This is a genomic window from Phytobacter sp. RSE-02, from assembly GCF_040578655.1.
Taxonomy (GTDB): Bacteria; Pseudomonadota; Gammaproteobacteria; order Enterobacterales; family Enterobacteriaceae; genus Phytobacter; species Phytobacter diazotrophicus.
In genome coordinates, this window is the sequence record NZ_JBEULY010000002.1 from 560,729 (window position 1) to 579,007 (window position 18,279).

At 54.0% G+C, this 18,279-nt stretch carries 14 protein-coding genes; 3 read left to right on the forward strand and 11 right to left on the reverse strand.

The window, feature by feature from the left end; translation table 11 throughout:
- The first annotated feature begins 326 nt into the window (after nt 1–326).
- On the forward strand, nt 327–1,493 hold the full coding sequence (locus ABU190_RS06255; RefSeq protein WP_354690733.1) for an iron-containing alcohol dehydrogenase: 1,167 nt from the start codon (nt 327–329) through the stop codon (nt 1,491–1,493).
- A gap of 86 nt (nt 1,494–1,579) precedes the next feature.
- Here ABU190_RS06255 and pgaD read toward each other — a convergent pair whose 3' ends face one another.
- The 11 genes from pgaD to ABU190_RS06310 all read right to left on the reverse strand — a co-directional run bounded on the left by pgaD (nt 1,580) and on the right by ABU190_RS06310 (nt 16,267).
- The gene (pgaD, locus tag ABU190_RS06260) at nt 1,580–2,008 is read right to left on the reverse strand and encodes a poly-beta-1,6-N-acetyl-D-glucosamine biosynthesis protein PgaD (protein ID WP_354690734.1); all 429 of its coding nucleotides are present in this window, start codon (nt 2,006–2,008) and stop codon (nt 1,580–1,582) included.
- The gene (gene pgaC / locus ABU190_RS06265; RefSeq protein WP_193795931.1) at nt 2,005–3,339 is read right to left on the reverse strand and encodes a poly-beta-1,6-N-acetyl-D-glucosamine synthase; all 1,335 of its coding nucleotides are present in this window, start codon (nt 3,337–3,339) and stop codon (nt 2,005–2,007) included. The genes pgaD and pgaC overlap by 4 nt, the downstream gene beginning before the upstream one ends.
- A complete protein-coding gene (gene pgaB, locus ABU190_RS06270; protein ID WP_354690735.1) occupies nt 3,336–5,351 on the reverse strand; it encodes a poly-beta-1,6-N-acetyl-D-glucosamine N-deacetylase PgaB in 2,016 nt (671 codons plus the stop codon). The genes pgaC and pgaB overlap by 4 nt, the downstream gene beginning before the upstream one ends.
- Before the next feature lie 8 nt (nt 5,352–5,359).
- A complete protein-coding gene (gene pgaA, locus ABU190_RS06275; RefSeq protein WP_354690736.1) occupies nt 5,360–7,828 on the reverse strand; it encodes a poly-beta-1,6 N-acetyl-D-glucosamine export porin PgaA in 2,469 nt (822 codons plus the stop codon).
- Nucleotides 7,829–8,589: 761 nt separating this feature from the next.
- The gene (locus ABU190_RS06280) at nt 8,590–10,005 is read right to left on the reverse strand and encodes a porin family protein (RefSeq protein WP_354690737.1); all 1,416 of its coding nucleotides are present in this window, start codon (nt 10,003–10,005) and stop codon (nt 8,590–8,592) included.
- Nucleotides 10,006–10,058: 53 nt separating this feature from the next.
- Nucleotides 10,059–10,814, reverse strand: a complete 756-nt coding sequence (locus ABU190_RS06285) for a Slam-dependent surface lipoprotein (protein ID WP_354690738.1) — start codon at nt 10,812–10,814, stop codon at nt 10,059–10,061.
- A 345-nt stretch (nt 10,815–11,159) separates the two neighbouring features.
- Nucleotides 11,160–12,068: a LysR family transcriptional regulator gene (locus ABU190_RS06290; protein WP_354690739.1), complete on the reverse strand. Its 909-nt coding sequence runs from the start codon at nt 12,066–12,068 to the stop codon at nt 11,160–11,162.
- Nucleotides 12,069–12,166: 98 nt separating this feature from the next.
- Entirely contained in the window at nt 12,167–13,027 is an 861-nt protein-coding gene (locus ABU190_RS06295) for an ABC transporter permease subunit (RefSeq protein ID WP_354690814.1), read from the reverse strand.
- Nucleotides 13,027–13,857 (reverse strand): sugar ABC transporter permease, encoded by an 831-nt coding sequence (locus ABU190_RS06300; protein WP_335255147.1) that lies wholly within the window; start codon nt 13,855–13,857, stop codon nt 13,027–13,029. Before ABU190_RS06300 ends, ABU190_RS06295 begins: the two co-directional genes overlap by 1 nt.
- Before the next feature lie 191 nt (nt 13,858–14,048).
- Nucleotides 14,049–15,188, reverse strand: coding sequence for an extracellular solute-binding protein (locus ABU190_RS06305; protein ID WP_039079275.1), 1,140 nt, complete (start codon nt 15,186–15,188; stop codon nt 14,049–14,051).
- Between the two features lie 29 nt (nt 15,189–15,217).
- Nucleotides 15,218–16,267, reverse strand: coding sequence for an ABC transporter ATP-binding protein (locus tag ABU190_RS06310; RefSeq protein ID WP_354690740.1), 1,050 nt, complete (start codon nt 16,265–16,267; stop codon nt 15,218–15,220).
- Between the two features lie 217 nt (nt 16,268–16,484).
- Between ABU190_RS06310 and ABU190_RS06315 the strand changes: the two genes are divergently transcribed.
- Both ABU190_RS06315 and ABU190_RS06320 read left to right on the forward strand, forming a co-directional pair.
- Nucleotides 16,485–17,255: a ribonuclease Z gene (locus ABU190_RS06315; protein ID WP_354690741.1), complete on the forward strand. Its 771-nt coding sequence runs from the start codon at nt 16,485–16,487 to the stop codon at nt 17,253–17,255.
- Nucleotides 17,252–18,271 (forward strand): LacI family DNA-binding transcriptional regulator, encoded by a 1,020-nt coding sequence (locus tag ABU190_RS06320; RefSeq protein WP_354690742.1) that lies wholly within the window; start codon nt 17,252–17,254, stop codon nt 18,269–18,271. The genes ABU190_RS06315 and ABU190_RS06320 overlap by 4 nt, the downstream gene beginning before the upstream one ends.
- The last annotated feature ends 8 nt before the right edge of the window (nt 18,272–18,279 follow it).

An 18,279-nucleotide genomic window follows, 5' to 3' on the forward strand; every position in this document is an offset into this window, starting at 1 on the left:
CCCGCAAGCACTCTGATCGCAAAGAGAAAACCCCCGGCTAACAGGCATTTTCACTCCATTCTTTTACAACAAGTTAATAACAAAAAGTGATAGTTAGAAACCCTCTCTGTAAATAAAATTGATGCTTTTTGTTAAAAAGCCCTGCGTTTTGTGAGGTTGTTCACTGTTCCCTGTCAGCTTTTCCTTAACATTGCCTGCGCATGTTCAGTCAGCGCTTTTATTCGCATCAGCAGAGTATCGTTAATCTGAGAGAGGGATACGTTGCCAGGAGTTTAAAAGCAGTCATGGACACTCAAACAATCACATTTATGAACAGGGGATGATCAATGTCGACATATTATTTTCTACCAACACGCAATGTATTTGGGGAAGGTAGTGTTCAGGAAGCCGGTACGTTGGCAAAAACGTTAAATGTGAAAAAAATCCTTATTGTCACGGATGCATTTCTGGCAAAAAGCGGCATGGTTGATAATGTTGCGAAGATTTATCAAGAAGCCGGTATTGATGTGCATATTTTTGGCGGCGCAGAGCCAAACCCCACGGATAAAAACGTCGCGGCAGGCATCGAATGCTATCGTGAACATGGCTGTAATGGGATTGTTTCACTCGGTGGCGGCTCCTCCCATGACTGTGCCAAAGGTATTGGCCTGGTTGCGGCAAACGGCGGGAATATTCGCGATTACGAAGGGGTGGATAAATCCAGTAACGATATGATCCCGCTGATGGCGATTAATACCACGGCAGGTACCGCCTCTGAAATTACCCGCTTCTGTATCATTACGGATACGGAACGCAAGGTGAAAATGGCGATTGTCGACTGGCGCGTCACACCGCAAATTTCCATCAACGACCCGGAATTAATGGTCGGCATGCCCCCTTCCCTTACCGCTGCAACCGGTATGGATGCGCTGACGCATGCTATTGAAGCCTACGTGTCGACAATGGCGAATCCGTTAACCGATGCCGCCGCATTGCAAGCCATTAAAATGATCACGCAATACCTGCCCAAAGCGGTAGCCAACGGTGAATATATGAAGGCAAGGGACAATATGGCCTATGCCCAGTACCTCGCCGGGATTGCGTTTAACAACGCGTCACTGGGTTATGTTCATGCGATGGCGCACCAGTTAGGCGGCTTCTATAACCTTCCTCACGGCGTGTGCAACGCGATTCTTCTGCCCTATGTTGAATCATTTAACCTTATCGGCAATCTTAATCGCTTCCGTGATATCGCCGAAGCCATGGGGGAGAAAGTCGCCGGTCTGTCGACCGATGAAGCCGCCGTGAGGGCGATTGCCGCTATTCGTCGCCTGAGCAAACAGGTCGGTATTCCTGCCGATCTGAAAAGCCTGGGGGTTAAACCGGAAGACTTCGCCATTATGGCGGAGAACGCCAAAAAAGATGTTTGCCAGTTAACCAACCCAAGAAAAGCGACGAAAGAGCAGGTCATCGAGCTTTATCGTCAGGCTTACGAAGGCGAAGGCGCGCTCTGACTTAGCGGCATTTAGCGTATAACGGCACAGGCCACTGAGAATAGATCCACGCTTCGGCGTGGATCTATTCTCCCGACAAGACTGCCCTAGTTTTCTGCCAGCATTTTTGCCATCCACACACGGTCAATCGCACCGGTGTCATAATGGGCAAGGGTAAATACCTGGGCCCGAATCATCGCCTGCGCGAGTTCAGGTGTGATATTAAAGCTTGCCGCCACTTCATGCTCTTCAAGGCCGGGGCGACGCCGACGACGCTCAACGCGAAAACGTAGCTGGTTATATTTAGCCCAGCCGATAAGTGTCAGACTGATCATACAGGCCACCAGCAGATAGACACTCAGGGTGCTGAGCGTGGTATAAAACGGTCTGACGCCCATAAAGGGATCATGTTTTATCGCCACCACCAGCCCGCTATAGATCAGCCAGCAAAATCCCAGCCAGGCAACAAGCGTTAAAAACACATCAAGCATGCGCGGAAAAAGACGCTGTTCAGTAAAAATTAACGGTTCGATCATGGTTCAATTCTCCCGATACCGCGGTCCGGGCTGACCCAACGCGCTCTGCTGCGTTTGCGCCGCAGCATCACTTTCGGGAAAGCCACCAGGGTTGTGAACAGGCTCAACATCCAGTACACCACCGGAAACCAGATAACCCAGAACAACGACGCTGCAATGCCTTTTTCATAGCGCCGTTCAATAAACAGGCTGACCGCGAATTGCAGCAGGCAGACGACGCCAAGCATCAGGCCAGTAAATGCGGGTGGAAAGAGATGCTGAACATGCAGTGAATCAGGCAGAGGGACGACAAGCCCGATGAGAAACAGCACAATCGTCATCGCATAGGCAAATGCCCACACGCTGGACATACAAAACTCAATAAACAACGGCCACATGCGTCGATATTCCCAGCCCCAGAGGCGACGCATATTGACAATAAAGACTTCGGCACCGCCCTGTGCCCAGCGCAGACGCTGCTTCCAGAGCCCTTTTAACGTCTCAGGCATCAGGATCCAACACAGCGCACGGGGTTCAAAAAAGATAGACCAGTGGCGCAGTTGCAACTTCCAACTGATATCAATGTCTTCGGTGATCATATCCGGGCTCCAGTAGCCCACCTCAGCCAGCGCACGACGACGAAACGCGGCAATAACACCGGAAACAGTAAAAACCTGCCCATAGACACGTTGGGTTCGCTTGATCAACCCGATGATTGATGAGAACTCACCGACCTGCACCCGTCCGATAAGCGTTGATCGCGTGCGAATACGCGGGTTACCGGTCACCGCGCCCACGCGCGGATGATTTAACAACGGCGCGACCATGTATGCCGCCGCATCTTTATCCAGCAAGGCGTCGCCATCAATACAGACCAGAAAATCACTGCGTGCCGCGGCGGCTCCGGCCGCAAGCGCTACCGCTTTGCCCTGGTTTTCCGCCAGATGGATGACCCGCAGCCGCGAATACTCTTCGGCCAATTGATCCAGCACAGCCCCCGTGTTGTCTTTCGAACCATCGTTAATGGCGATGACTTCGATATTGTCGTAACGCTGGGCCAGGGCGGCTTCGATGGTTTCCCGCGCATTCAGCCCTTCGTTAAAGCATGGTATGAGAATGGAAATCAGCGGATTTCCCGCAAGCGTTGGCGCAGGTGTCCCTTCCCCCCATGGCCAGTAACGCTCACGATGAAACCAGAAATAGAGGCCACCGCTCATCCAAAGCGCAGACATAAACAGCGGCCAGAAAAAGACGAAATCCAGAATCACTTCACCCGTAAAGACCACCGCCACACCGAGCGGAAAACTGAACATCAGGCAAAGGATCAGGAATGCGATGATGCGATCGGTCATTTTTGTGGATACCAGTATGATGAGAAAGCGGGGCGTATCTCCGCCATCCGGGGTTGATCGTTGATGAAGTCATCCGGGTAATAGCCGTAGTTTTTGGCGCCGCTCAACCGAAGTTGTTGCATCCACCCGATAAGCATTTCATCACTGATGCCGTCCTGCCCTGCCCCTTTGCGCCAGTCACGCGCCTGCAACTCAAAGACCGTTTTCTCCATTGCGCCAGGGTAACGGGCCACGCGCCCGACCAGCCTGTCCAGCCAGTCGTTCGCGTCTTTCGGCGAAATATCTTCCATCAACGGCATCGCCATCGGTGCCGTCCAGTCATAGGTGCCAAGGAAATCATTCAAATTTTGGGCAAACCAGGTTTCGCTCTTTGGCTCCAGCACCGGCATCGCGTAGATATTGCGCGCCGTTTTCACCTGCGGGCCGCGTATGGATCGAACGGTTTGCGTGAGTTGTTCGGTGAAATCAATCAGCGCCCGGCTTTTAAAGCGCGTCCAGCGCTCAAGTAGCTGGGGATTGGCACGAATTTGCGCGATGTCGTGAGGAAACCCGGCAGCGCGATACGCGTCCAGCGCTGCCGGAGAGGCATCTTCATAGTCCGTCAGAAACGCATCATCGTGGAACAAAATGCCCTGAAAGCTGGCGTGGCGAGCCAAATCTTCGTAGATATCGTTGATCCGCTTACGGGCCACGGGGCTCCAGGGTGAAAGCCGCACATAGTGCCTGCTGTCAGGCACTGTCCGCCCGGCGGCCGGCGACCATGCCATCACACGTGGAACAGAGGCATCAAGATTGAAAGCCAGCACCGGCATCCAGGCATAGACACTCACAGCCGCGCGGGTCTGGAGTTGCCATGCGACAAAGTTGAATAAATCGGCGCGCATCGGCAGCCAGCGGTTCGGGAAATAGAGCGCCTGCACATTGCCATCCCCTTTCGGGTCGGCATAGGCCTGCAAAAATACATGCGTGATATGCATATCAAAGACGCGCTGAATGAGCGCATCGATATTTTTACGCTGCTGCGCGGGGTTTTTGTCATACACATAGTCCAGATCGATGTGCATAACCCGCATAGATTCAGGCTCTCTGACCTGCGCGACCTGATCGGCAAACTCACGAAGCGATGGATTACCGGTGATAAGCATACGGGGTATGTCGTCCAGGTTTGCCGCATTGGCCAGGCCCTGATTGAGGGTAAAAGCCATCTGATAACCCTGCTGCTTCGCCAGCCTCAACGTGGTACCACTCGCCGCACCATACGGCCAGACCCACGCGCGCGGTGAATGTCCCGTCACCTCGGTAATTTTCCGGCTGATATGCACAAGGTCAGCGCTCATGCGTTGCTCAAACTGGCTATCCGTTTCGTACTGCCCGGTGGCGTCATTGAATCCGCGATTTGCCGCGGCAGGCTCGCGGCTGCCCTGCGGATTCGCTTGTTGCCCATAGTGCGAAGCCCAGGTGTGTGCGCCAATCTCCACCAGCGACGACTGGCTGGCTTCGCGTACCATTTGCCAGGTCGCAAATTTATCGCGTGGCGTCTTTAGCCCACCAAAATCAATCGGAACATTGGCTGGCGCATCTACCCAAATGCCGACAGGTGCCCATAAGGCATGCCATTTATAGGATTTGAGCAGCGGTAAAACACGTTTGATAAAGCTGCTGTAACCGTCATCAAAGGTCAGCAGTACTGCTTTTGGCGGCAGGACACTCTTGCCGGCGTGAGCATCGAGCACCTGCTGCACGCTTATCGGGTGGTAGCCATTAACATGCAGCCAGGCAAACTGATCGTTAAGCGCACTGGTGCGCACGGAAAGATAGCGCTGATCCGCGGCGTTATCCTCCACGTCGTGGTACGCCAGCACCAGGAAGCTGTTTTTTGGCCAGGGCTGTTCCGCGTAGAGTGGCGCCCGCGCGGAGGGGGAAAGGTAGCGTGGCGCTGGCGCGCTGGCACACACGTTTGCCAGTATCCACCCTGCGATCACAATGACGATGCGTAGCCAGTGTTTAAACATGCGTGTCCTTAAAATCTGACATTCAGATCAAAAGCGAGGGCGATATTTCGCTCACGCTTGCCATCGTAAGGACGTTTGTCCCAGGAGAGCGTCACCCCGGCATCCACTACGTTATTCCATTGAATGCGCTGCCCGTAGCCAAGCTGAGTAATGGCACCGCTATTGTGTCCTTGTTGCCAGTAGCCCCCCGCACCCACGATAAACTGCTGTTTCCAGACGGTATCGTAATGGTGATACATCACGTGCTCCGCGCGCAGGCCCGCAACGGCTGAAACGTCACGTTTGGGGTTGTAATAAGGCGCATTGTCTTTGCTGTTGTGGCTACCGTTGATGGCGGGGATGAAATCCAGCGTAAAACGCGGCCGGGTCCACAGCCGCTCTTTGCCGCTGATGCCGTACTCCAGGCGATCATTGCCATCCGTAAAATGGGCGCCCGCCAGTGAAAACTGGTATTCGCGACGTTCGTTGTGATACCAACGCAGCCAAAGGTCGCCGCCGTTGGAACTTACGCCATTGCGTAACGCACGCAGCGGCGTATTACGCGATAACCGCTCCGCCGAACCACCCACCCGCCAGTTGTCATTAAAATCGTGCCAGGCAGACAGGCGTCCACCGACTTTCTGCCCGTCGCCGTAGTTATGCCCGGACACTTCCAGTTCGGCCCAGTTATCCCGTGAGGTCCACTCCGCACCGGCGCCGATATCGCGGTTAATCCCCTTGCCTTCTTCAAACTCACCGCTGGCAAAGTTATAGCCCGCAAAGAGTCGCCAGTTATCGTTTATGGGCGGGCTGTACAGGGTGGTGTTCAGGGTGAAATCATGTTTGCCGCTAATGGGGCTGTCCGACGAAATCCCCTGCGTGCCGCTGATACGCAGCTCCGCTTTATTGTGTACCGCCAGAAGGCGTTCGAGCTGACGGGTGGCGAAATCATCGGGACTGCGTGCGACCACATCACTGGTCAGTTCATTGGCCTGCCGCCACTCCTGCAATTCCAGCGCCGTCGAGGCCTGCTGTCTCTCCAGCGCCAGGTTGGTGGGTTCAATGACCTCAGCAAGCTTAAGTTCGCGTTCTGCCGCGTGCGGGAGGCCCCGCGCCAGCAAGACCGACGCTAAAGCAATACGCAGATCCTGATTACCCGCGGCTTTACTCACCAGTGTTTGCGCTTGTTTTTGTGCGGCAGCTAAGTCATTGGTTGCCGTGAAATAGTCGATAAGCAATGACTGACCAAGCAGCCAGTTATCGTTAGGTTGCGGTGTGGGTGAACCCTCGAAATAGATGAAGTAAGGGCTTTTACTGATGTAGGTGTCCAGTTGCTGCTTTGCTTCATCGAAGTGATTATTGTCGAGACGTGCATAGAAAAGGTCTTGCTGGTCATCCATGGTGAGCGGCATCACCGCGACAGGGCCATGCGGGTAGAAAACCGCTTCCAGCATTGATTCCGCTTTATCAGGCTGTCGCTCGGCAAGCCAGGCAGAGGCAACCCAACGCCGGGCATAATTGGGGACGTGTTGTCCATCGGCCTCCAGCGCTTCATACTCGGCAATGACCTCAGCACTGCGTTTGCGAATCACCAGGGCACCCAGTCTGTCGATTCTGGCGCGCCGTACATCCTTTTGCGCCTCGGGATTCTCTTTCCAGGCAGCGATGAAGCCGTCATAGCGGGCAAGCGCTTGATCGGCCACCAGATAGCGCTCTTCTTCGTTGCGGGCGGGCGTAAACGCCGCGCGTACTGTCTGGGCTGCGGCATCGAGTTCAAGCTGGCGGGTGATCGCATCGGACTGCGGGTTACGCTCGGAAAGCGACAGCGCGGGGCCGGCTATCCGGTTAGCCGTCATAGCGGACAACAGTGTCGGCACCACATTTTTGCTTGCCGGTGAATCCGAATCAACGCGGGTCGCGGCGAGTAACGCATCCCAGTTTTTACCCTGCGCCTTGTAAACATAAGCCAGCAGCGCATCGCGTTCTGGCCCCGGAGACTGCTCTGCCCACTGCTGTGCGGCGGTAATGGCCTCTTCGTTACGCCGGGCATCGGCGAGGGTCATTATCCATCCGGTTCGCGCGTCATTGTTGTTGGGCTCCTCACGTAAAACGCGCTCCCAGACATTCAGTGATTCATCCCACTTTTTCAGATTGCGCAAGGCGCGTGCCACGGCGATTTGTCCGCGGACCGGAATGACCATTTTGTCCTGATAGCGGCCCCATACTTCCAGCGTCTGTGCATCGTTATCTGCCCAAGCGGATACCTGTAGCCAGTCGGCAACTTGCTCTGGCGTCAGCGGCGCAGTTTGCTCACGGGCATTGAGATACGTTAGCAGCGGCTGGCGATCCCCTTTTCGTGCCTGAATAATCAGCTCATCGTAGGCAGGGTTCGCGCCATAGGCGAAAAATGGCAATATCATGCTCACCGCAAATAAGCAGGTTCCTGATTTAAACCGTTTCACTGAATTAACACGCCGATGAAGAGTAACCATAACCATCCCTGCACCTTTATATCGAAAGTGAGCATTTCATTAATTTATTGCCGCAATATGACGAAAAATTAATAAATACACCAGACCTACAAATGCATGACGAAATAATAAAATATCATACTTTTCTCCTATTTTTATTTATTAAAATGCAAACCATGACAAGCAATAAAATAAATAAAAATGCTTACAAACGTTAGCCTCACTATTTTAATTTTGCCATAAGAAAATAAAAAAATATCATTACGCCACAATAGAAATAACGCCAACCGCCTCAAATCCCAGACAGGCCGGGGATGCAGTCAGTCTGTACAGGTCATGGTGATGATGGCATTACCGGTGGCTATGCACTCCAGAGGATTATTCATTCCGGGACTCATGAATTACACGTTTCAGCACCTGAAATCGTGGGCTTCTTTGCTAACGCTTTACTGAAATAGGAATGTTGCGACATATCAGGGGGCAATCATTTTATAGGGAGGAAATCATTTTCTGTATTACCGACACACATCACAAAATTTCGAGATTATGGGATTAGCCAATCGCTAATAAGAAGCATGCTGTTATTGCCAGTATGGGCGCGACATTATTTTTTACCGGCCAGGTATTGTAAAACTCACCTTCTCACCGTGACGGTGAAAAACGCCTGGCCGGTTCCCCGGCGCTTACCGGGGAGAGAATAGTGTACCTGTTAAGCCGATTGCCAGAATCTGTGGCGGCCTCTGCGCAAGCGATGATGTGGCCGCTATTACCATTTAACCTGCTGATATTCAGAAATTTTTATCAAGTGACAGCGTCACATTTCGCTGGCGATAGTCATAAAAGTCGATATTACTGTCCACATGTTTATAGCTGAAATTCAGCTTCGGCATCACCCCAAAGAAATAGAGATCGCGATGCCAGACCGAGAGGTTATAGATCTGTTCGCTATCTTTACGGCGGGTAGCAAAGATTTCGCTGTCGGCCTGGTAGTCCCGGCGCGCAAACGCTGAACCGGCAGAAAACGAGAGCTGCCAGGGTAAATCCACCTGTATCCCGCCACGTATGGCCACCCGGTGACTGGACTCGCTTTTAACAAAAGTTTGTTGATCGAGAAAATCGATGCCCGCATAGGTGGAAACCCGGCTACTTAATGCATGGGATAACGTCGTTGATGTGTAACGGTTATAGCCGCGAAGAAAACGGTAAGCATCATCATCGTAAGACAATTTCTGATACTCAAGCGCCTGACTCACCTGCCAGGTGGGCGACAACAGATAGCTGTACTCTGCACGCACGCCCGGACCAGAGGAGTAATTCTCGGTGCCGTACCAGCGTTTTTCATAAAAGGGCAGCAGCGCAAACTGCTGGCGGAAATCGCGCCACTGATATCCGGCATAGAGACGACTGGTGATGTCATCAAACTTGTGGTTATTCCAATAGCTTTTCCCGTTCACGGTAGCCAGAAAGCGCAGCCCGTGTTGATCATAAAGCTGCACATCCTTTTGCATCGCACCGCTAAACCACAGCCCCTCTCCCCGTTGCGGGAAGCTGTCTTTATTACGGATAAACAGACGGTCGCCAACGCGGATCGTTTTGCCTGAAGACGCATTGTTCACGTTACTGTCGTTGAGATAGCTGACACTCAACGTCCCCGTTAGCGCGTTGCCTTTCTGAATGCGTTCAAGATATTGCGCAATAACACGTTGAATATTATCCGGTGGGCTGCTTTGCAGTACCCGACGAAATTGATATTCCGCCGCATCATACTGATGATTTTCAAACATCGCGCGTGCCAGATCGAGCCGCACCGCGGCAAATTCAGGGTGCAGGCTGAGAATGGCACGGTAATGGTCAATGGCCTGAGCATAATTGCCCTGACTGCGGGCAAGCCCCGCTTTTGCGAAGTGAATCAGCGTGTTATCCGGGTTTGGCGATGCCTCGTAAACCGACAAAATCGCGCTGACTACCTGCCATTGCCCGTCCCGCACGGCCTGATCGAGCAACGCCATCGCCAGCGCGGGCTGTTCAGCCAGTTGAACGTTTGTCACATGCCGCGTCTTTCCACGGGATGGTGTGGAGGTATCCGGTGTCGTCAGACGTTCAAAATGGGGAGCGGCGGGAATAGCGTTCGTTTCTGGCGGTGCGGCAAAGGCGGCACCAAATGGGCAAAGCACACTCAGTGCCCCAATACGCAAGACATTCATAAATTACTTACCATCAGGAAATCACCGGCCAGGCGGGCTGGCCGGAAACACATTTACTGGCGTGTTGCACCAAAGGAGGCGTTTTTGCTGCTGTCGGCGAACTGGGCAAGACCACCCAATTCCTGTGCTGCCGGGCCGTTGAAATGACCAACAAACGTCCCGTTCTGCCCGCCTGATTGCGCATTGCCAGAGAAACCACCGTTAGCGATGTTGCCCTGCATCGTCACTGCACTGCCGAAGGTATCGCTGGCGGCAATGTTTCCGTTGATGGTTTTGGCGCCAAAATCAATATTGAAGGTGGCATCGCTACGATTGCTCTCACGCAGGCCGTTACCAACGTACGTTGCCGTGCCTTGTGTCGGTACATTGGCGACCGCGGTCGCATCACCGGTGTAGAAAACATCATGTTGACCAGTTTCGAAACTTGTCCAGGTACCGAATGTAGTGTAGCTCATACGACCACAGCACCAGGATGTTGCCGAAACGGGCGTACCGTCCGTGCGTACAAGTCTCTGGGTTTGCACATAGCCTGCGGAGATCCCCGTACCACGCATGGTATAGGCAAACCCTTGCGGCGTGGTGTAGGTATAACCAGAAAGGGTCCCGCCGGTTGCAAGACTCGCGGGAGCCTGGGAAGGGGTTTCAGGTGTACTGCCGGTATTGGTATTGCCGTTATCGGTTTGAACCGGTGTCGTGGTTTGCGCAGGCGCTCTGTCATCGCCCCCACCGCCGCCGCCACCGCCGCCACCGCCGCCACATGCGGTCAGAAATAAGGCTGTCAGTAATACGCCAGGTTTTATACTCTTCATGAGCCAAACATCCTTTGTTGTGAAGAAATTCGTAGAATTTGTAACATAATTTTTATAAATAAATTTACGTCAAAAATAATGGCATCTCTAACAGAGATTCGCTTCACGATTAACTCTAAGATTAATCTTAACAACGACTTACTTATTTTTGGTAGGTTTTAACGCCATTGTTTTTTAATTTGACTTAAGGGAATGTTGAGCGGGAGTTTATTTTTATCGGTTTTATGGTGACAAAAATAATAAGGTGTCTGGATGGGCCATGACTGACGCATCCAGAAAGAGAAATAGACAAACGTGGCAATTTAGCGCGTTATTACCCGAAATCAGTCTGGCTTTGTCCCCGACTTATCGCTCCCAGGGGGCAGGCTCGGCAAACTTCTCCAGCAGAAAATCAATAAAGGCCTTAATGCGCGGCGTCTGCATCAGCCGTGTGGGTGTGACGGCGTGGATAAAACTCTCCTGCACCAGATAATCAGGCAGGACAATCTGCAAGCGTCCAGCCTTGAGATCATCGGCAACATGCCAGACAGACTGGAGTGAGATCCCCCGTCCATATACCGCCGCGTCACGTAACAGTTCACCGAAGTTGCTCTCGATCTTACTGTTTATTTTTACCCGAAACGTTCCCTCACCAGGGGGGAGCAATGTCCAGATATCCCGCTTCCCGTCGGCGTCCGTCATCAGCAATCCGTCATGCGCTTCGAGATCGGCAGGATGCTGCGGCACACCGCGTTGCGCCAGATAGGACGGCGACGCCACCAGCACGCGCCGGTTTGGCGCGATCCGTCGCGCGACCAGGCTTGAGTCTTTAAGATTGCCAATGCGGATAGCGAGGTCGTACCCCCCTTTTACCAGATCGACCACTTCATCACTGAGGTGCGCCACAAAATTGACGTCCGGATGTAACGACTGAAATTCCGCCAGCAGCGGCGAAATGTATAAACGCCCGAAGGACGCTGACATCGTGACTCTGATAGTCCCGGTCACTTCGGAGCGGCTGGTATGCAAACTCTCGCCAAGGGCATTTAACGCCTCAATCAACGGCCGCCCCTGTGATGCCAGCAATTCCCCTTCCGGGGTGGGATAAAGACGCCGGGTTGTACGGTTGAGGAGCCTGGCTCCCAGGCTCTCCTCCAGGCGCTGTATTCGCTTGCTGGCCACCGCCAGAGAGAGATTTTCACTGCGTGCGGCGGCGCTGATGGAGCCTAAATCCACCACCCGCAGGAAAAGCGAAATGTCACTGATACGCTCCATAAATTCTCAATTTGTCGTCGATAATAATTTTGCATTGTAGTGATTTATTTGATGAAGGCGCAATGGCACGGGCCGTTTCCCGCCCGGCCATTTCGGGCTTACCCTTTCCCCAGTTTTGACAACATCTCCGGGCGCATAAATTTATGAATGACCAGCATAAACAGCAGCGACGGCACCAGCAAAATCAGGGCGGTAATGGACGACACCTGATAATTTCCCGACATACTGGCGTTATACAGCAGCAGCGGTAAGGTGGTGATGTCCGGCGCACCAACGAAAAAGGTGCCGGTAAACTCATCGAGCGATTCGAGGAAGACAAAAATACTGGCGGCGATAATGCCCGGCGAGGCCTGCGGCAGCACGATATGCCAGAAGGTGTAGACTGGCCCGGCCCCGAGGTTCCGTGACGCCCTCGCCAGCAGCGGATCCACGGTGGAAAACGCCGCCACGCAGATCCATACCGAGTACATCAGGCCGTGTACGCTGTGCACCAGCACCACGCTGGCTACCGTGCCATTTAGCCCCCACTGATAGAACAGCCGGGCGATATTCATATATACCGTCAGGTTCGGGAACGCCTGCGGAATCAAAAACAGCAGCATAAACAGCACCCGCAGCGGCATCCCGCGCCGTGAGAGCGCATACCCCGCCGGGACCGAAATCAGCAGGCAGACGGCCACCGACAACACGGCGATAAACACGCTGGTGAGCAGTGAGCCGGAGACATCACTGTAGGGGCTGAACACCTGATACCAGTATTTGAGTCCCCACTGACTGGGCAGCGTATGAGGGAAAAACCAACTCTCCGCCACCGTCCAGATAAGTAAATTCAATAACGGGCCAAACATCGCCAGCAGCATAAAAAGTAACAGCAGCGTTTGCAGAGGCAGGCTGGCGCTCAGTTTCCTGCGCCCTTTCGTAAGCCATGTTTCCGGTAATGTCATTGTTGCCTCTTTCATCATTCGCCTCCCTTCTGTTGCAGACTGTGGCGCAGATAGAACCACGACAGCGCGCCACAAATCAGTAGCGACACCACGCCAAGCGCGTTTGCCACGGCATAGTCACCGTAGGAGTTAACGCGAAACGCCATATCCACGGTCATCATGGTTGGCGTCCCCACACCGATCATCAGCGGCACGGACAGCACCGACATCATGGTCACGGTCGAGAGCACCAGCGCCACGCCGATGGCGGGTAATACTTGCGGCAGGATGATGTCGAACAGAATACGTGGACGCGAGGCTCCAAGATTTCGGGCGGCCAGTATCTGTGACTGCTCCAGCGCCGCCATCGCGCCGCAGATAAGCAGTGTGGCGAACGCCAGTTGTTTCCAGACAAAGGTGATGATGATCCCTTTCCAGCCCAGCCAGGAGACGGTCTCCAGCGGCGTAAAGAGATCGGTTGCCACCAGTGCATTGTTCATCAGGCCGTTTTTCGCCAGAAAAGTGCGCATCATCTGCGCGGCCACAATAAAGGGGATAAACAGCGGCAGGCGGTACAAAAACCCCAGCATCCGCACGATGGGCCGACAGGGTGACAAGGTGATCACCGCCGAGAGGGTGATGGAAATCACCGCCAGCAGCGCGACTGAAACCAGCACAATCACCAGCGTAAAGGCGATATCGCTGGAATAGAGCGCGTAGACTTTACTGAAATGGGCCAGCGTTAGCTTTCGGGCATCGTCAGTAAACGCGGCAATCAGCGAGAACCCAAGCGGATATAAAAAGAGTACGGCGATCATCAGCGCGGCAGGCGCGACCAGTAACACATTTTTCAACGAACGGCGCATAGCAAAACCTGGTGTCAGAAAAAAAGCTCAGGGCGACGTCGTGTCGCACCTGAACATTGACGGTATACCCTAAATAATTCCAGTTGCAGGCAGGCGGCAAACGAGTAAATCCCGATGCGCTTACGCCGGTAAGTGATTCGGGTGAACGCGTGTAGCCAACGCACCTGCAGCTTGAAGTATGACGGGTATGATTAATTGGCGACCTGGCTTTCATAGCCCTCTTTTATGTCGTCAAAGTAAGGGGTAATCGGGAAGCTTTTGCCGTAATCCGCCAGCGCTTTCGGTGAGATTTCCGCAAACAGTTTCTGCCAGGTCGCCGGATCCAGCTTCGGCTTCACATGTTCGGCATCAATACCCGGATACCAGTTAAACTGTTTCACAATGCCTTGCGCCTGTACGTCCGGGCTGGTTGCCAGCTCGATAAACTCACGCGCAAGCTGCGGATTTGCCGCCTTTGCCGGGGTGACGTAGTACATCGGTTGCCCTGGCATACCCGGCGAAAGCAGCGTCAGTTTGATGGACGGCGGCAGTTTGCCCTGATCTTTCCAGCTATAGAACATATCCACCCACACCGGCCCCATCGTGATCTCGCCACGGCTGAGCATATCGAGGGTCCCGGCATTGCCTGGCGTGAAGGTCACGTTCTTGTTGAATGCCTTTAACTTCTCGAACGCCTGACTCCAGTTTTTCTCCACGCCTTTGTCGTAAGGCAGTGCGGACAGACGCTGAGCATCCGTACCATAGGCGTACATCCAGCCCACCACAAAGCTCACGCCGGACATGCCATTCTTGATCCCGTTATAGCCAAAGGCCTGCGGGTTTTTCTGCGCCCAGTTCACCAGCTCATCGTAGGAGGCAGGCGGGGTTTTGATCGCCTCACTGTTCCAGGCGATGGCGGTCTGGCTTAAAAACATCGGCATTACGTAACCGTCGACATTCACGCCGAGGGCATTTTTCGCGTTATCCGCGCTCACCATGCTGCCGGTGCTGATCTGCTGACGGTATTTCGCAAGCAGCCCTTTTTCCACCAGTTCGCCACCGGCTTTTTGGTGAACGACCGCCACATCAATATCCCAGGTCTTCGCATCGCTCTCTTTTTGCGCGGTCAGTTTCTCAATGATTTTGTTCGAACCGGCATCGCCCGGACCGGTGCCCACCACCTGAACTTTGACGCCTGGATGCGCCGCTTCAAATTTCGGCCCCAGCCAGGTTTTTACGTAATCCACCATATTCTGATCGCCTGCTGTGGCAACGTTCAGGATGGTGTCGGCCTGTGCGCCGTAGCTCAGAAATAATGCAGTCACTACCGCAGCTTTCGTTTTAATAAACATGGTCTATCCCCAAAATGAACACGATGATGTCAACTTGCTTGTGATGATGGAAAAATATGTAACGCGGGTGCCGGGACGTGGAGCCGGACGGTTGACTGCGCGGGCCAGCACTGTGTTGAATCCGCCAGTAACAGTCGATCATGGCAACGCACGCTGTGGCGATATAAATTGCCAAGAAACGCACTTTGCTCGACAACGCCATTGAGCGTTAACCCCTCTTCTGGGGTGCCCGGACTTAATGCACTGAGCGCCGCATCGGCGCTGCGAAAATAAAGAGTGCGGTCACGGAAATCGTCGGCTGAATATTTCCCCTGGGTACGCAGGGAAATATCCTGCACGGCAAAGAGTTCGTTTGCGGAAATTTTATTATCGGCCCCCATAAAATCGGCCACAAAAGGCGTTGCCGGACGCTGATAAATATCCTCCGGGGTGCCTATTTGCTCGATTCGGCCATTATTTAACACTGCAATCCGATCGGCCATTACCAGCGCTTCCTGCTGATCGTGGGTAACAATTAATGAGGTGAATCCGAGGCGTTTTTGCAGCGCCTTAATTTCATGGCGCACATTGAGGCGGACTTTGGCATCGAGGTTCGACAGGGGTTCATCGAGCACCAGCACGTCGGGTTCGATCGCCAGGGCACGGGCCAGGGCGACACGCTGGCGCTGGCCGCCGGAAAGTTCTGTCACCTTCACATCCGCAAGGCCGGTGAGATTGACAATGTTCAGCAGATCCGTAACCCGGCGGTCAATGTCGTCGCGGCGCCATTTGCGCAGCTTTAACCCGTAGCCAATATTGCGCGCCACCGTCAGATGCGGCCACAACGCGTAGCTCTGAAACACCATGGTGATATTGCGCTGCTCTGGCGCACTGTGGGTAATATCGCGATGGGCAACGGCAATCTCCCCGCTTTGTACCGGAATAAAACCGCACAGCGCATTTAACAGAGTGGTTTTTCCACAGCCCGACGGGCCCAGCAGGGCAATCATTTCCCCTTTTTCGACCTGCAGATCGATATTATGCAGTACGACCTTATCGCCATAGCTAATTTTAAGACCGCTTATCTGTAAATAACTCATATTTGCTACCCAAAAAATCGCTGCTTATTTTTTCACGCCGATGAACACGTGTTCATTCGAATGTAAAAAAAATGCAATGTTGACTCGACATTATGTGAGCCTACTTTGTCGGGTATTTGTGACAATTTAATTAAGACTCTGGTCATCAGGCTATTTTATTTGTCCGTTTGGCCCAGGGCAGTGCTCAGAAGCCTAAAAAATTTTTGGTGAGGGAAAAATGAAAATCGATGTTCTTGGCTGCGGTAGCGCTTTCTCCCGTGAACAAAATACCTCTGCGCTGCGGGTCATTGACGAGGCGAACCGGCAATGGTTGATTGACTGCGGCCCCACTATCCCCCGTGCACTCTGGCAGCGCGGAGGGGATAGCAACGATATCGACGTTATCTATTTCACCCATGTCCACCCGGATCACTGCGTCGGGCTGACGGCTTTGCTGAACTACTGGAAAAGCTTCTCGCGCCAGAAACCGCTGGTTATCTATTGTCAGCCACAGCAGCGCCCGGTACTGATGCAACTGGCGGCGCTGGCTAACTGGCCGCAGACTACCCTGAGTTTCGATCTCGACTGGCGCGACACCACCGACGCATGGCACTGGCACAACTGGCATATTCGCACCGCCGAAACCCGGCATGAACTGACCAACCGCGCCATTCGCATTACCTTTGGCGGACGGACGCTGTTTTATAGCGGCGACGGTCGCCCGACGGCGGCATCCATCGCGTTAATGGCCGGGGCCGACCTCGCCTTTCAGGAGTGTGCCTCACTGACCGCGCTCAGCGACGATGCCTCCCACGGTGATTTCCCCTCCTGTCTGGCACTTTTCCGGCAACTGGCTATCCCGGCTTTTGGGCTCTACCACTGCTATGACGCGATACTCGATGACCTTAAGACCGCCTGTCAGCCCTGGGATGGCCTGTTCGTCAGTCACGACGGCCTCCAGTTGCCGCTGGATACGTCTCAGATTGACGGTGAGGAACGCCCGGCATGAGCGCACTGCCTCGCAAACAGAGCGTGACCGCGCAGGATGTCGCCCTCCGGGCGGGCGTCTCGCGGGCGGTGGTCTCCCGCGCGCTCAGCAATAACGGCAGTATCTCTCCCGACACCCGTGAGCGTGTATTGCGCGCGGCAGAGGAGCTCGGCTATCAGGTCAATTTCCTCGCCCAGGGGCTGAATCGCCGCCGCAGTCATCTGATTGGGGTCATGGTCTCGCGCATCAGCGATCCGTTTCGCAGTAGTTTGCTTGACGCTCTGCTTGGCGAGATCCAGCGTCGCGGTTTTCAGGCACTGGTGAGCGAAATTCGCAGCGAGCAGGATCTGGCCCGCACGCTGCGCCGCTTTGCCCAGTTTCGCGTCTCCGGGGTCATCGTCACCTCCGGGCAACCACCGGAGTCACTGGTCAACGAGTGCGTTTCACAACAGATCCCGGTGGTGGGTATCAACCGTCAGCCGGATATCCCGTTTGTGGATTATGTCTGCTCCGACAATGTCTGCGGTGCGACGCTCGCCGCCGGGCAACTGGTCGGCAACGGCTGCCGACGTTTCGGCTGGCTCAATACGTCTCACTCCACCTGGGCCGGGCGGATGCGTGGCGATGCGTTTTATCAGGCGTTGCAGGCACTCGGTGTGGATACCACGCACGATCTGCAGGCGCTCATCGCCCCTACGGAGGGGTACGACGGGGGTGTTCAGGCGGCTTTAAGTGCAGATGCGAATCTTGAGGGCATCTTCTGTGCCAATGCGCAGCTCGCCTGCGGATTTCTTGACGGGATGCGCCAGCGCGGCAGACACGCCCCGGACGATTTTCAGCTCATTGGTTTTGACAATACGCCACAAACGGCGCAATACAGTTATCAACTGACCACCCTGCATCAGGATGTTGCGGAAATTTCCCGCCAGGCCTTAACCCGCCTGCTGGAACGGGCCGACGATCCGCAACAGCCTTCGCGCACGACATGGGTGGATGTGCAATTAATTTATCGGCGCACGTCGCCATTATCTCAATAAGAGCAGGC

Bases quoted from the DNA above. Each gene is read 5' to 3' on its own strand.
- ABU190_RS06255 (WP_354690733.1), top strand. From the start codon at position 327: ATGTCGACATATTATTTTCTACCAACACGCAATGTATTTGGGGAAGGT.
- pgaD (WP_354690734.1), bottom strand. From the start codon at position 2,008: ATGATCGAACCGTTAATTTTTACTGAACAGCGTCTTTTTCCGCGCATG.
- pgaC (WP_193795931.1), bottom strand. From the start codon at position 3,339: ATGACCGATCGCATCATCGCATTCCTGATCCTTTGCCTGATGTTCAGT.
- pgaB (WP_354690735.1), bottom strand. From the start codon at position 5,351: ATGTTTAAACACTGGCTACGCATCGTCATTGTGATCGCAGGGTGGATA.
- pgaA (WP_354690736.1), bottom strand. From the start codon at position 7,828: ATGGTTATGGTTACTCTTCATCGGCGTGTTAATTCAGTGAAACGGTTT.
- ABU190_RS06280 (WP_354690737.1), bottom strand. From the start codon at position 10,005: ATGAATGTCTTGCGTATTGGGGCACTGAGTGTGCTTTGCCCATTTGGT.
- ABU190_RS06285 (WP_354690738.1), bottom strand. From the start codon at position 10,814: ATGAAGAGTATAAAACCTGGCGTATTACTGACAGCCTTATTTCTGACC.
- ABU190_RS06290 (WP_354690739.1), bottom strand. From the start codon at position 12,068: ATGGAGCGTATCAGTGACATTTCGCTTTTCCTGCGGGTGGTGGATTTA.
- ABU190_RS06295 (WP_354690814.1), bottom strand. From the start codon at position 13,027: ATGAAAGAGGCAACAATGACATTACCGGAAACATGGCTTACGAAAGGG.
- ABU190_RS06300 (WP_335255147.1), bottom strand. From the start codon at position 13,857: ATGCGCCGTTCGTTGAAAAATGTGTTACTGGTCGCGCCTGCCGCGCTG.
- ABU190_RS06305 (WP_039079275.1), bottom strand. From the start codon at position 15,188: ATGTTTATTAAAACGAAAGCTGCGGTAGTGACTGCATTATTTCTGAGC.
- ABU190_RS06310 (WP_354690740.1), bottom strand. From the start codon at position 16,267: ATGAGTTATTTACAGATAAGCGGTCTTAAAATTAGCTATGGCGATAAG.
- ABU190_RS06315 (WP_354690741.1), top strand. From the start codon at position 16,485: ATGAAAATCGATGTTCTTGGCTGCGGTAGCGCTTTCTCCCGTGAACAA.
- ABU190_RS06320 (WP_354690742.1), top strand. From the start codon at position 17,252: ATGAGCGCACTGCCTCGCAAACAGAGCGTGACCGCGCAGGATGTCGCC.